The organism is Echinicola jeungdonensis (genome assembly GCF_030409905.1).
In the GTDB taxonomy this organism is placed as follows: Bacteria; Bacteroidota; Bacteroidia; order Cytophagales; family Cyclobacteriaceae; genus Echinicola; species Echinicola jeungdonensis.
Genome location: NZ_JAUFQT010000001.1, coordinates 84,645 through 98,657, shown reverse-complemented (window position 1 = coordinate 98,657; position 14,013 = coordinate 84,645). Strand labels below are relative to the sequence as shown.

Genomic DNA, 14,013 nt, shown 5'->3' with positions numbered 1-14,013 from the left:
TTCGTTCTATTAAAAAGCAATGCTTTTGAGTTTTAAACCTTCTTTTTCATCCAGCCCAAAGGCCAGGTTATAATTTTGGACCGCTTGGCCTGAGGCCCCTTTCAGCAAATTGTCAATGGCTGAATAAACGACCAATTGCCCGGCTTCTTTTTTCAAATGTACTATGCATTTGTTGGTGCTGACCACTTGTTTGAGGTCAATGTCCTTTTCGGAAACATGGGTGAAAGCAGCATCTTTATAAAAGTCTTTATAAACTTTATATGCCTCTTCCAAAGTGCCTTCAAAAGGAAAATATGCCGTGATCCAAATTCCTCTGGTAAAATTGCCACGGTAAGGAACAAAAAGAATGTTTTGGTCAAATCCGGCTTTCAACTGCCCAAATGTCTGTTTGATTTCCTTAAGGTGCTGGTGGGTGAAAAGCTTGTAAACCGATACATTTTGGTTTCTTTGGCTGAAATGAGAAGTTTCAGCAAGCTTTTTACCAGCTCCGGTACTGCCTGTAATTCCCGTAATGTGGATGTCTTTTTTTGCCAGGTCTGCTTTAATGGCAGGTGCTAATGCCAATTGGATTCCAGTGGCAAAACAACCGGGATTGGCAATGCGTTTGGCTCCTTTGGCTTTTTCGGCATTAACTTCTGGAAGGCCATAGATAAAACCATTGGATTCATCACGGAAATCAGTACTTAGGTCTATGACCACTGTGTTTTTATCAAATGTGTTTTCTTCCAAAAATAACTTGGCCTGGCCATGAGGCAAGCCCAAAAATACAGCATCCAAGCCTTTGGTTTCCACTTTATCGGTAAAGACTAGGTCAGATTCACCAATTAAGTCGGGATGTACTTCTTCTAATCTTTTTCCTTTTTGGCTATTGCTGTGAATATAAACAAGTTCGCAATTGGGGTGGTGAATTAGGATTCTAAGCAATTCCCCACCCGTATATCCTGCTGCGCCAATGATGGCGGTTTTGATTTTATTCATTTTCTAAGGTTTGATTCACTTTATGGAAAATGGCGGTTTGGTTGCCCAGGATTTTGGTGAATCCTTTCACGTCCTCAGCGGTGTACCCCTTGTTCATTTCACCATAGCTTCCAAATTTAGCTGACATCAAGTCATGTTTAGAGTCAATTCCGATCAATTGGAACCTATAAGGCTGTAAAGCAACTTTTACCTCACCGGAAACGAATGTCTGGGTATCCTGAAGGAAAGCTTCCAGGTTTCTCATTACTGGATCCAAATAATGGCCTTCATGGAGATGATTGCCATAGAATTCTGCCAATTGGTTTTTCCAGAAAGATTGCCATTTGGTCAAAGTGTGTTTTTCCAAAAGTTGGTGAGCTTTGATGATAATTAATGGAGCAGCTGCCTCAAAACCAACGCGCCCTTTAATACCAATGATAGTGTCTCCCACGTGGATGTCACGGCCAATAGCATAAGGGTCAGCCAATTTTTGAACTTCTAAAATGGCTTCAACCGGGTTTTTAAACTTTTTACCATTAACTCCCTTAAGTTCTCCAGATTCAAACTGAAGAGTGATGTTTTCAGGTACAGTTTTGCTAAGTTGGGTAGGGTAGGCTTCTTCTGGTAAAGTATCTCCAGAAGTCAAGGTTTCCTTACCTCCCACGGAGGTTCCCCAGATACCTTTATTGATGGAGTAAGCTGCTTTTTCGAAGTTCATTTCCACTCCATGCTTTTTCAGGTATTCGATTTCAGCTTCCCTGCTCAACTTCAAATCCCTGATAGGAGTGATGATTTCTGCTTCTGGAAGAATAGTTTGGAAAATCATATCAAAACGTACTTGATCATTTCCAGCTCCTGTACTTCCATGAGCAACGGCCTTAGCGCCAATTTTTTTAGCATATTCGGCCAAAGCTTTGGCCTGAAGAATTCTTTCAGCACTTACAGAAAGTGGATAAGTTTGATTTTTAAGGACATTGCCAAAAACCAGGTATTTGATGACTTCCTGATAATAGGTTTGGGTTACGTCCAGGACCTCAAAAGAGGCAATTCCCAATTTGGCAGCCCGTTCTTCGGTGGCTTTTAATTCCTCTTCACTGAATCCTCCGGTGTTGACCAAAACGGCATGTACTTCATAGCCTTTTTCTTTGGAAAGGTGGATGGCGCAAAAAGTGGTGTCCAGCCCACCGCTGTATGCTAAAACAACTTTTTTCATTTTATATAATTTCTAACGTTCTATTGGTCTTTTTTTTTAGTTTCAGAAATACCGCACGCTTCATTCTTACTAAGCGTTCAAAAAGGTTAAGGTTCTTCTTGAAATTATTACGCAGGGCTATATCCTTTTTATTCTTTTTTTCCTTGGGTACATATAACATAGCCGTGCAAAGACAGTTTTGACGGTTTTTGCTTTTCAGGATTTCATAATTGACACAACTTTGGCAGCCTTTCCAAAAATCTTCGTCATCAGTCAGGTCCGAATAACTTACGGGGACATAACCTAATTCGGAATTGATCTTCATCACAGCAGCACCCGTAGTAAGACCAAAGATTTTGGCATTAGGGTATTTGCTTCGGCTGAGTTTGAAAACAGCATTTTTTATTTCTCTTGCCAAGCCACATTTTCTGAAATTGGGAGAAACTATTAATCCCGAGTTGGCCACAAATTTACCATGACTCCATGCTTCAATGTAGCAAAATCCAGCCCATTCCCCCTCTTTGCTCAAAGCAATAACAGCTTTTCCTTCCATCATCTTTTGGATAATGTAGTCTGGAGATCGTTTAGCAATACCGGTTCCTCTTGCCTGGGCAGATAAAGCCATCTCATCTACAATTTCCTGAGCATATTTACAGTGCTGCACTCCTGCAGGTTGTATGATAAATTGATTTTTTACCATGTTCTTTTACGGGTCGACGGAGCAGAAATTGGCTGCGTATACCATTAAATAGGCCAATTTTGGGCTCCAATGTGATTTTAAGAAGTTTAATTGAAAGTTAGGTGCAATATCCACGTAGGACATCATAAAATATAACAGGGACTAAGCCCTGAAAAGGTTCCTAAAATCCTTCCTTGGTGAAAAAATAGGCATAGCAATACTGTTAACGGATAAAATGTCCATTCCAAAATTTTGTGATGCTATGTTGATCAAGTGGCTCATTTCGATTTAGAGGTACAAATATTAAAAGTTATGGGAAGAATTACAAAATATTTAGGTTTAATTTTTTATGTATACCCGCAAATGTATCTTCAATTTCAAGAATTCAGAAATAGTCCAAGAATTTGCACCTGGCTTCCACTGAACTACCCTCCTTAGAGAAGTAAACACAAATTCATTTGATTGAATTAACATTAATAATGTTGTTCTCGATCATATCTTCTTAATGGAAAAGCCCCGGTTAGGCTTTTTTTAAGATGATTACCTGTATTGTTCAAATCCTCTTAATTTTAAATGGGAAAAGAGAGGTAAATGGGTTGAAAATCAGGTGTTTGCTTTCTATTGTTTTAAAATTGATTAAGAATTTCAATAAATAAAAAGTCAAATAGGTCATGAAACTTATTGAAGCTTTATTGAATGCTAGAGAAAGAAGAGGGCTTACCATTGTGGAACCGGTAAAGCTTTCTGGTGTGGATGAAGGTTAGATCAGTAAATTTGAAGGGGAAAAGCGGCTTCCTTCCGAGTAGAACCTAAAAGACTTGGCAGAGGCTTATCAGGTTCCTAATGATGAATTACGGAAGCCTTGGCTGGCTGAAAAAGTGCTTAAGTTGGTGGAGTAGGAGGTAGATGCTGCGGTGATCTTGGCTTTAGCAGAATGCAGGGTGGAGTACCTGGACAGTAAAAAAGCTATGGTCATGCACAAAATCCCAGGTGATGTCCTTGATAAACTTAGACAAATTGATGTAAAAAAAAATTGGCAAAGAAACCGCCTCTTGGAACTACACAAGTCCAAAAAATGAAGGAGTATTTTAAGGTGGCTTAAACCTTTGAAAGCAATCACATTGAGGGGAACACCTGGACTTTCCAAGAAACCCATTTAGTAGTCCATGGGGGACCACCATTGGGGGAAAATCCATGCGTGAACATTTGGAGGCCATCAACCACCTGGAAGCTGTGGAATCCCTTAAGGAGCACTTGGAGATATATAAGGTAAGGGGCTGTTTGGTCTCCTTTTTGAGAATTAATAGTTTGGAAAAAGCTGGCCCTGGTGGAAAAGCTGGCCCAGCTTTTTCTATAATATCAGCATAATAATAAACGCTATCACCAGAAGGATAGCTACCCATTGGTAAATGGGATTCCTTTGGGGAAATTCATATTGACAGATAGGGCATACTTTGGCTTTTTCGTCAACTTCCATGGCACAGGAAGGACATTCCTTGGTTTTTTGTTTTACTTTTGAACTCAAATTTCCTGTATTTGTTTGATCAGGTAAGATAATTAAAAATCATATGAAAATAGAAATTTGGTCGGACATCATGTGTCCATTTTGCTATATAGGCAAACGCAGATTGGAAGCTGCTTTAGAGGAATTTCCACACAAAAATAAGGTTGAAGTGGAATGGAAAAGCTTTTTGTTGAACCCTGATATGAAAACTGATCCGGTAATGAACATTGCCCAATATTTGGCTGAAACTAAAGGGATGAGTGTGGAAGAAGCCAGGGAAGCCGGTAACCATGTGGCTGAAATGGCTAAGGAAGAGGGCTTGGATTATGATTTTGATAAAGTGGTTGTGGCCAATCCTAAAGTTGCACATAGACTATTGCAGTTTGCAAAACTGTCCGGAAAGGGTGATGAGATGAAAGAAAGGTTGTTTTATGCTTATTTTACTGAAGGTGCCAATATTGATGATGAGGAATCTTTGATAGGTTTAGCCAAAGAGGTTGGGTTGGATACCGAAAAAGCCAAGGAGGCTCTTAGTTCTGTTGATTTTGAAATGGCTGTGAAACATGATGTCTATGAATCCCAGCAACTTGGGGTTAGAGGGGTCCCGTTTTTTGTTATGGATCAAAAATATGGTGTTTCAGGTGCCCAGCCTAAAGAAACTTTTACCCAAGCCCTTGAATCGGCCTGGAAATCTTATGAACAATCCGTAAAGGATGGTTTGGCTTTTTCTCCTGAAGAAGAGGGGAAATCCTGTGGCCCAGACAGCGAATGTTAAAGCCTTGATAAATAGTGGTCTGAGCTATTATTGAAAAGATAATTAGAGGCTGTTTTGAAATTGATGTATTGATTTTATTGTGTTTTTCTGCTTATATTATTACGAATACTGTAAAAAATAAATTTATTTGTTGTTATATTTGTAACGTAAGTAAGCCTGTATTACATTTGTAATATAAAGCAAAGCGAAAAGCGCTTAAAAGCTTGCATACTGTAGGGTGTTGAAACTGGCAGACATGCCTCTCTGTCTCAGAGGTGGGGAATCCAGGACAAAGCAAATATCGAGCTCGTGTTTTGCCTAACTGCCCTGTGGAGGTTCGAATCCTTCCCCTACAGCAGGTTATTTTGGGTTTATTGTTAATTGACTAAAGCTATGGGTTCTGTTCATAGCTTTTTTTGTGCCTGATTTGTAAACCTTATGGGGATTTGGGGCACATAGATAGATTTTTTTGAGGTTTCAGCTATTCGGGATTTGCATTTCAGAATTCCCAATAAATAGGATTTGCAATCTTGGAGAGCTCATTTGAATACTTAGCTTAGCACTTCCATTTACTTAGAATATGAGTGTTTGGATTTTAGCGGAAAAGTGTTGGAAGTAGAATCTTAATAGCTGCCGAACCTAAAAAAGAATAGATTATCTTTCTTACGGTTTTCTTTGAGTTTTCTTATTTCACCCCACTTGGGTAAGATTTTATTAAAAATATCTTTTCTCGAAAAATAGAATTACCAATACATTCAATTATTAAAATCCTTCCAAGCTCCTAAAATAGAAAATTATTCCTCGGTAATATCTACCAATTCCCTTAAATCCACCGGAACCACTCTGGAAACACCTGCTTCGATCATGGTAATTCCGTAAATGATATCGGTGCTGGCCATGGTTCTTTTGTTATGGGTGACGATGATGAACTGGGATTCTTCGGAGAATTTCTGAATGATTTGGTTAAACTTGTCAATATTGGCATCATCTAATGGGGCATCTACTTCATCAAAGATACAGAAAGGAGCAGGCTTAAGCAGGTAAATGGCAAATAGGAGGGAGGTTGCTGTTAGGGTCTTTTCCCCTCCGGAAAGCTGGTTAATGGTCAGCGGTCTTTTTCCTTTTGGTTTGGCCATAATTTCAATGCTGCTATCCAAGGGGCTCTCTGGATTTGTCAGTTTTAGATCACAATCATCCTCTGCGGTAAATAATGACCGAAATACCCGTACAAAGTTGGTTTTGATCTGATCAAAAGCTTCCAGAAAGGTTTCCTTGGCGACCTGGTCAATTTCTTTAATGGTGTCAGTAAGGGAATTTTTTGCTTTGTTCAGGTCATCCCTTTGTTCGGTGATAAAGGTGTGCCGTTCCTTGATTTCATCATAAGCCTCCATAGCCATTGGGTTGATAGGTCCGATTTTTTCTAATTTCTGTTTGGCCTTTTCTACCTCTGAACGGATTTGTTGTTCATCCTTTTCTTCAAATAAAGGGTCCACTTCAGGTTCCTCTTCCATCAATGCATCCAGGTTAATTTCAAATTCAACACTCAAGCGCTCTTTCATGCTGCTGAGTTTGAGTTTGATTTCGTTGAGGGTTTCCTGGAATTGCATGATAATAGTGTCGATCCCTTCCTTGCTTTTTTGGAGCTCCCTTACTTGTTTCTCTATTTCATCAATATCACCCCGGGCTGCATAATATTCTTTTTCTGCTTCTGTTACTCCTGATTCAATGGTTTCCTTTTCAGTATATAACTCAATCAGTTCATCATCTTTAATTTCATTATTGTCCAACAATGATTTAATTTCCTGGTCAATATTGGAAAGCTCAGATTGGGATTTTTCGATCCTTTCCTTGCTGCTTTCAAAAGCACTTTTTTTGAAGGAAATTTCTTGTTCCAGACTATCCACCTTATTGAGGTGTTGGTGATATTGTATGTTTTCCTGATTGTAAGAACTTGATTTTACCGAAAGGCTTTCTTCTTCTTCCAGTAATTGGTCATTGATGATTTCCAATTCCTGTTCCAAACCTTCAAATCCTGATTTTTCTTCATCCAGTTTAGGGCCGATTTCTTGAAGTTCTTCCGTAAGGCTTTCAATTTTTTCAAGGATATCTTCCCTTTTATTGGCATTGGAGGAAAGCATTTCTGCCAATTGCTCCTTTTTGGTCCGGATGGAAATAAACTGCTGGTTGACCTCATTGATTTCACTTTGAAGCCCTTCAATGTCTTTTTTATAGGAAACTTCCTTAAGTTTCATCAGTTCGGAAACATTTTTGTCCAAATTGGAGCGGGTGCTGCTGACTTTTTTGTTCAGCTCTTTGATTTCAAATTCCAGCTTTTCCAGGTTTTTGGCCCGGCCAATTCTTTTTCCTTCAAATAAGCCTACCGAGCCCCCTGAAATGCTGAATTTCCTTTTGGTAAATTTTCCGCTTTCGGTAATGAAAACTGCATCATTGTCATGGGGTACATCTTTGATCTCTCCATTGACAATGTAAACCCCATCCAGGACGTAACTGATCAGCTTGGCGTATTTTTCATCATATTCGATAATTTCGGTGGCTGCAATGGCATTGGAGAAAAGTTTGGTTTGAGCGGGTTGGAAGCGTTCAAAATGCTCCAGGACAAAAAAATTGGCTTTCCCTCTGGCAGCATCGCTCAACAAATTCACAGCAGCTATGGCCTGGGCTTCCGTGTCCACTACATAATAGTTCATGTAGCTTTCTAAATAGTTTTCAATGCTCACCCGGTAATTTTCCCCAGTGGTCAATATATCCGAAAGTAACGGGGTGTCCTTACCCCAATCCGCATTTTTTTTCAGGAACTTTATAGCTTCAGGAAATCCCTCCAGGTTTTCCACCAGGGATTTTGTCAGGTTGAATTCATTTTGCTTGGCATCCAATTTTCTTCCCAATTGGGTGACCTCTTCACGGATCAGTTCAATAGTATGGTTGGATTCCTCAATTTTGTGATTTTGATCTTCCTCTTTTCCTTTTAATCTGGTTAATTCTTCTGTTTTTTGATCCAATTCACCCTTAAGAATTACCATTTTTTCCTCAAAATCAGCAAGATTGGCTTCCTGGTTATCATCATCGGAAGTGGTCTTTTCCAGTTCTTGTTTCAGAGAGGAAAGTTGAATCTGTTTGATTTCCAGTTCCTTGGCTAATTGGTAGATGGTGTCTTTTTTGGAGGAAAAATCCTTGCTCATTACTTTTTGCCTTTCCTGAAGGATGGCATGGGCGGATTTTTGCTCCTCATAATCAGCCTTTAGGTTATCAACGGTCAGTTCCTTTTCAGCCAACAGTTTTTCTGCAACCTCCTTTTCCTGTTCCAGGGAGCGAATACTGAATCCAGCACGATCATTAGATTTTCTGTCCTGATCTATTTGTTCCCGCAGTTTTTGAGAACGGTCTTCCAAAAACCGTAACCTTTCATTTTTTATTTTTTTCTCGCTTTCAAACTGCCTGATGTTATTTACATGTTCATTTAAAGTTTTTTGCCTGGAAGCGAGTAGTTTTTCTTTATGGATCAGTTCTGCTTTGGTCTTTTCCAAAACAGCTTCTTTTTCATAAATCTGGTTATTCAGCTGGAGTTTTCGGTCATTTTCTGCATTGACCTTTTCATTGACCTGTATCAGATTGTCCGTATGGGCTTTTACGCTTTTTTTGGCCAGTGCAATGCTTGATTCCTTATATCCTTTTTTTATTTCAAAATATTTCGAGGCCTGTTTTGCCTGTTTTTCCAGTGATTTTAGGTTCTTTTCAATTTCATAAAGGAGGTCCTCCACCCGTTCCAGATCCGCATCGGTGTCTTCCAGCTTTTTGAGGGTTTCTTTTTTACGGGTTTTAAATTTGGAAATCCCGGCAGCTTCCTCGAATAAGTCCCTTCTGGAGTTGTTTTTGTCATTAAGGAGTTCATCGATCATTTTAAGTTCGATAATCGCATAGCTGTTGGATTGGATACCTGTGTCCATAAACAGGTTATTGATATCCTTTAGCCTGCAGACAATTCCATTGAGCAGGTACTCACTTTCACCAGTTCGGTAATATCTTCTGGTTACAGTTACATGGGTGTATTCAGTGGGGAGAAGGTTTTTGGTATTTTCAAAAGTCAGGGAAACCTCTGCCAAATTGGTGGGCTTCCGGTTTTTGGTGCCATTAAAAATGACATTTTCCATTTTATCGGAACGCAGCATGCGGGTTTTTTGCTCCCCTAAAACCCAGCGGATAGCATCTACTACATTGGACTTACCACAGCCGTTGGGCCCAACAATTCCTGTAATTCCCCGGTCAAAATGGATGGTGACCTTATCACCAAAACTTTTAAACCCTTTTATTTCAAGCTTGGTAAGCTGCATGTAGCGTTGGTTGATGGATTAAAGACAAACAAAATTAATCAGATCAAGGTAATAAGCAAATGGGGTAGGGAGTTGCATTTAATATTGATTTTTAAAATCCACATTCATTAAAAAATTTGAGTCCAAGTCGGAGATTTGAACCGGTTGAAATGAATTTGGGGATTGGCTATTGTTTGGGAGATTTTTGTTTTTGTGTTTTATGCATAAATCCCAAGTTATTTATTATGCTTTCTACATAAAACTTCATTGGTCCTGAGATTTTTTTTCGTTTTGGAATATTTTACAAAAGTACCTTCATCCATCAAAGTTTACCCCTGGAATCGATACGGTGATTTGGGCTTCCTTTCTGTTTCTAAATTCCTCAAGTTTCATCCTATAAAACCCATTTCGGTAATGGCCTTCCCCGAACATAAAAAGAGCATTTTTAAAGAAAAAACAAGCTTAAAAATTTCCAGCAAGATTTAATGATAATCAAAGTTTTCTCCATTATAATGTTTTGTTTTTTTTAAATCAGTTACGTGTAAGTTTTTATTATAATGATGTAATAGTGATAAATTATTATGAAATAATGATCTGGTAATCTTTATTACTGAGAGGAAAATTTTATTAACTTGGTTGAAATTAACCTAAATTAAAAAGTGGACGGCGGGACTATTATATATATCATTTTGGCGATTGTATTTTTTATCCTTAACAGTTTGGTGAAAAAGAAAGGAGATAAACAGGGCAATGGTGAAGAGGAATCCAATGGGGAAGAGCAAGCTCCAAAAAGGCAAAAATCCTTCGAAGAGTTACTTCAGGAAATAAGAGGGGAGCAACAGCAAAGAGAGGAAGACTTTGAAGAAACTGGCCAGAAAGAAATTCAGGAAAAAAAAGGGGAAGCCGGAGACGGTCCAAAAGAATTTTACCCAACTGAAGATTCAGAAAAAGAAAAGGAACCATCTGAAATCAAATATTATGAAGGAACCTACCATGCTGAGGACAAAGAGGGTGAGGAGAAGTTAAAGAAGTTGGAAGATCAGGTGGATTTGCGTTCTGAGGAAAAAATTTTGGGTGATGTGGAAGATATTACCAGGAAGGAATCTCAATCTAGCCGGTATAAGCAGCTTTTAAGAAATCCCGAAAATCTTAGGGAGTCTATTGTTGTCTCTGAAATCCTTAAAAGAAGGCATTTTTAGGAAATATTTAAGGATGTAATAATGTAAAATGAAAAATAAAAATTTCGGGTATGGATGATAAAGAAAAGGACTTGCGAAAAACCATTAAATCAGGAATACTTTCCAAAGACCGCAGGGATTTTTTGTATAAATCAGGATTGTTTAGCGTGGCATCCACATTTGGGCTTTCCTTTTTTACAGGATGTAGTAACAGCGATGATATGGAACCGGATTTAACAGGAGATGACAACCCCGGTGATGATTCCACCGGTAATGATAACGATCCTGACAATGGAGGCAATACTGGGGATGACTCTACAGGAAATGATGATAATCCAGACAATGGTGGTTCAGATGATGATGGAATAAGCATTGATGGAAATCAAGTGACCATTGATTTGAACATTCAATCTGATTTAAAAATTGTTGGAGGATGGTTGTTAATTGCTGAAGCCCAAGTATTGGTGGTAAAAGTTGGGGAAAATGATTTCAATGCACTTACTTCAGTATGTACCCATCAGGGCTGTGATACCAATTGGAGTTATCAAAATAATACCTTTACCTGTGCATGTCACGGAAGTCAGTTTTCCTCCAGTGGAAATGTGGAAAGCGGGCCAGCCCAATCCTCTTTGGAAAGTTATTCGGTTCAGCTATCCGGAGACCTTCTGACCATTTCAAAATGATCCAAAATCTTTTGTTTTAATATAAAATACCCCATTTTTTATATAAGGGTATTTATTATAGGTTTGATCCTCCCAAAAAAGTGGTTTGTTCGGAGTTACATTTTTAAATCTGAGGATTTTAATCCATTTGTCCTCTCTTTTAACAACAGTAGTGTATCCCAATGACTGAATTAGTTTTAGGGTGTTTTGGAGAGCCCTTTCTTCATCTGGATAGGCATGCTTGTAGTATTTGTAAATTAAAAGGTTAAATTGAAGAGGAATTTTTCCAAGCAATAATGGGGCCCTCTCCATTGAATGGATGGAATGGATATTTGTGTTATTTTCCAATAATATACTTTGGCTTTGGGCCAAAAAAGTATGGGTAAGAAGTGGTTGGTGAATGTCTGATTGGTCGGCCAATTTTTGAAATTCCTCTTTTAAATGAGGGTAATTTTTTAAGCTTTTCTGGTAGTTGGCTGCCAGTATTGATGGAATTATTAATAAAACGGCGAATGAGATCCATTTGAATTGGGATGGAACCAGGAATAAGACCAAAGCAATAGCACCATAAAATGCGGCCATTTTTAAATCTGAAAACAGGATAATTATTGCCCCTATAAAAATTAATAGGGAGCAAAGATTTTTCCAGAAAGCATTTTTCAGCCAATCCTGACTTCCCAAAGCTATATTTGCTGATAAGGGACCAATAAAGATTATTAAATGTCTAGGATTAAGGTATATGGGATTGTAAAATGCCATTGTAGAGGTCATAAACCAAAATCCCAGGATCAGGCAAGTGCTGGTTAAAGAAAATGCAAAATGTATATTATTTCTGGACTGATATCCCCGGATTATTCCCGGAATGGCCAACACAACCCAAATCCAATATTGCCTTTCAATAAATGTGTATAAAGGAAGATATGTAATCCTCTGAAGAATACTTTTCCAACCCTTATCATAATAAGTGTAATCAGAGATATAATGGCCGGAATCTATACTTTTAAACCGAAATAATGGATCCCCAAATTTCCAGTAATGATAACCCAGGAAATTGATGATTAACACTAGCGAAATCCCAATAAAATACTCATAAAACTTCCGGTTTGAAGATTTTTTGTAGTCCAGGAGAAATAGAATGATAGGAATGGGGAACAAAAGCACCATGGTTTCTTTGGTGCAAAAACCAATAAAAAGCGCCAGTGCCATAATTAATGCCGCCAATAAAGGTTTTTTATTTCGGTGAATTATTGAAAAAGGGACCAGCAAAACCCAAAACACCAATGCTGAATCTGGAAACACTTTGGGGAGAAAATGCAACAGATAAACAGGGGTGACAAAAAATACTATGGCCCATTTTTGCTCCATTGAATTGGAAAGAGATTTCCAAAGGATGAACAATGCAGCCAAATAAAATAATAGGGAGGAAAGAGAAGCAATATGGTCGTTAAACCCCAGCCAGACTGTGAAAAGGCCCGGTAAAAAATACGTACCCCAACGTAAAGTAAAATGGTCTGTATTTAATACTTCATTTCCCTTCCAGAAATGGTGACCCAACCGGATATAGGTTACATCATCACTGAATACAATTCCATCATATCCCCAATACCAATAGGCAATAAAAAACAACATGCCTCCTAAGAGAATTGGTAATGACTGGAATGTTGATTTTGTGATCATGTTGATTTTAATGAGTTACAAAAATGGGAAGGATGCCTTTAAGTAAAAAAATAAGTTGAGAAATTGTGACAATTTATGACTTGATTTTTTTGGGATTAAAGCTAAGCCCCTAAATTAAAGCTCTGAATTTTTCAAATAATGAAGGACAAAAAGAAAATAGAGCAACAAAAGATATTAAGGGTTTTTAAATTAATTAATTTACTGCGTAGCAATGTTGGAAAGAGCGTAGGGCGTTTAGCAGAATCCTTAGAAACCGATAAGCGGACTATTTACAGGTATTTGAAGCTATTGGAGGAGTTGGGTTTTCAGGTTGAAAAAGAATACTCAAAATTCAAGATTGCCAATCGTGTAGAACATTATCAGGGAACCTTTTATGGTACATTTACTGATGAGGAGGCTGCTTTTTTGGGAGAATTGATCAGCAAAAGCAGGGAAAAAAATTTTTTAAAGGATGCCATACTACAAAAAGTTCAACTCCGGTCAGATTTTCAACAAAGCCTGACCCAACTTTTTAATGCCAATTTGGGAATGTTTGTAGATGAAATTGCAGATTCCATCAAGAATAAATATCAGGTTTTGTTAAAGGATTATTATTCTTTGAATAGCGATGTGGTAAGTGATCGATTGGTGGAACCTGTAGCTTTTAATAGAAACTTTGAATCAGTTTATGCTTTTGAAGTGGAAAGCAAGGAAATGAAACTATTTAAATTGGAAAGGATCAGTGAATTGCTTGTGAGCAAAAAGAAATTTCAATTTGAACCATTGCATAAACAATTGGAACAAGGTTTGTTTGGATTTACCGGAAAGGACCAGTTTGAAGTCAAGCTTAAGTTGTCCAAAAAAGCTTACCAGTTGCTGATAGAAGAGCATCCAGATACCCGTCCATTTACCTATGTCAAGGGCAGAGGCAATTATTATTTTGAGACTCAAATTCCAGAATTACCAGGAATTGCAAGATTTATTTTGGGACTTCCCGGGGAGGTAGAAGTGGTAAAAGGAAATGAGTTAAAGCAATATTTGGGGCAAAAATTAAAAAAGGCTGAAAATTTTTTTTCAGCCCAATAAGAAAATACATAACTAAA

Annotated in this window: 10 protein-coding genes; 5 read left to right on the top strand and 5 right to left on the bottom strand. The window is 38.1% G+C overall.

Features of this window, described 5'->3' with window-relative positions; translation table 11 throughout:
* Positions 1 to 9: 9 nt before the first annotated feature.
* From argC to QWY93_RS00440, 3 genes are read right to left on the bottom strand one after another with little or no spacing between them, the layout of a single operon-like run.
* Positions 10 to 978 carry an N-acetyl-gamma-glutamyl-phosphate reductase gene (argC, locus tag QWY93_RS00450; RefSeq protein WP_290246226.1) on the bottom strand — a complete coding sequence of 323 codons (969 nt, stop codon included), beginning with the start codon at positions 976 to 978 and terminating at the stop codon, positions 10 to 12.
* The gene (locus tag QWY93_RS00445; RefSeq protein WP_290246225.1) at positions 971 to 2,170 is read right to left on the bottom strand and encodes an argininosuccinate synthase; all 1,200 of its coding nucleotides are present in this window, start codon (positions 2,168 to 2,170) and stop codon (positions 971 to 973) included. Before QWY93_RS00445 ends, argC begins: the two co-directional genes overlap by 8 nt.
* A gap of 1 nt (position 2,171) precedes the next feature.
* Positions 2,172 to 2,849 (bottom strand): GNAT family N-acetyltransferase, encoded by a 678-nt coding sequence (locus QWY93_RS00440; RefSeq protein WP_290246224.1) that lies wholly within the window; start codon positions 2,847 to 2,849, stop codon positions 2,172 to 2,174.
* Between the two features lie 1,173 nt (positions 2,850 to 4,022).
* Here QWY93_RS00440 and QWY93_RS00435 point away from each other — a divergent pair.
* Together QWY93_RS00435 and QWY93_RS00430 are read left to right on the top strand one after the other, a co-directional pair.
* The gene (locus tag QWY93_RS00435; protein ID WP_290246223.1) at positions 4,023 to 4,196 is read left to right on the top strand and encodes a hypothetical protein; all 174 of its coding nucleotides are present in this window, start codon (positions 4,023 to 4,025) and stop codon (positions 4,194 to 4,196) included.
* Between the two features lie 200 nt (positions 4,197 to 4,396).
* The gene (locus tag QWY93_RS00430) at positions 4,397 to 5,107 is read left to right on the top strand and encodes a DsbA family oxidoreductase (RefSeq protein WP_290246222.1); all 711 of its coding nucleotides are present in this window, start codon (positions 4,397 to 4,399) and stop codon (positions 5,105 to 5,107) included.
* Between the two features lie 773 nt (positions 5,108 to 5,880).
* Here the strand turns inward: QWY93_RS00430 and smc are convergent.
* A complete protein-coding gene (gene smc, locus QWY93_RS00425) occupies positions 5,881 to 9,435 on the bottom strand; it encodes a chromosome segregation protein SMC (protein WP_290246221.1) in 3,555 nt (1,184 codons plus the stop codon).
* 668 nt (positions 9,436 to 10,103) lie between these two features.
* On the opposite strand from smc, the gene QWY93_RS00420 reads away from it, so the two are divergent.
* Together QWY93_RS00420 and QWY93_RS00415 are read left to right on the top strand one after the other, a co-directional pair.
* Positions 10,104 to 10,613, top strand: a complete 510-nt coding sequence (locus tag QWY93_RS00420; protein ID WP_290246220.1) for a hypothetical protein — start codon at positions 10,104 to 10,106, stop codon at positions 10,611 to 10,613.
* 50 nt (positions 10,614 to 10,663) lie between these two features.
* Positions 10,664 to 11,275: a QcrA and Rieske domain-containing protein gene (locus QWY93_RS00415; protein WP_290246219.1), complete on the top strand. Its 612-nt coding sequence runs from the start codon at positions 10,664 to 10,666 to the stop codon at positions 11,273 to 11,275.
* On the opposite strand, the gene QWY93_RS00410 is transcribed toward QWY93_RS00415, so the two are convergent.
* The gene (locus QWY93_RS00410; protein ID WP_290246218.1) at positions 11,267 to 12,931 is read right to left on the bottom strand and encodes a glycosyltransferase family protein; all 1,665 of its coding nucleotides are present in this window, start codon (positions 12,929 to 12,931) and stop codon (positions 11,267 to 11,269) included. The two genes, QWY93_RS00415 and QWY93_RS00410, sit on opposite strands and share 9 nt — an antisense overlap.
* Before the next feature lie 138 nt (positions 12,932 to 13,069).
* Here QWY93_RS00410 and QWY93_RS00405 point away from each other — a divergent pair, with 138 nt between their 5' ends.
* The gene (locus QWY93_RS00405) at positions 13,070 to 13,996 is read left to right on the top strand and encodes a helix-turn-helix transcriptional regulator (protein ID WP_290246216.1); all 927 of its coding nucleotides are present in this window, start codon (positions 13,070 to 13,072) and stop codon (positions 13,994 to 13,996) included.
* The last annotated feature ends 17 nt before the right edge of the window (positions 13,997 to 14,013 follow it).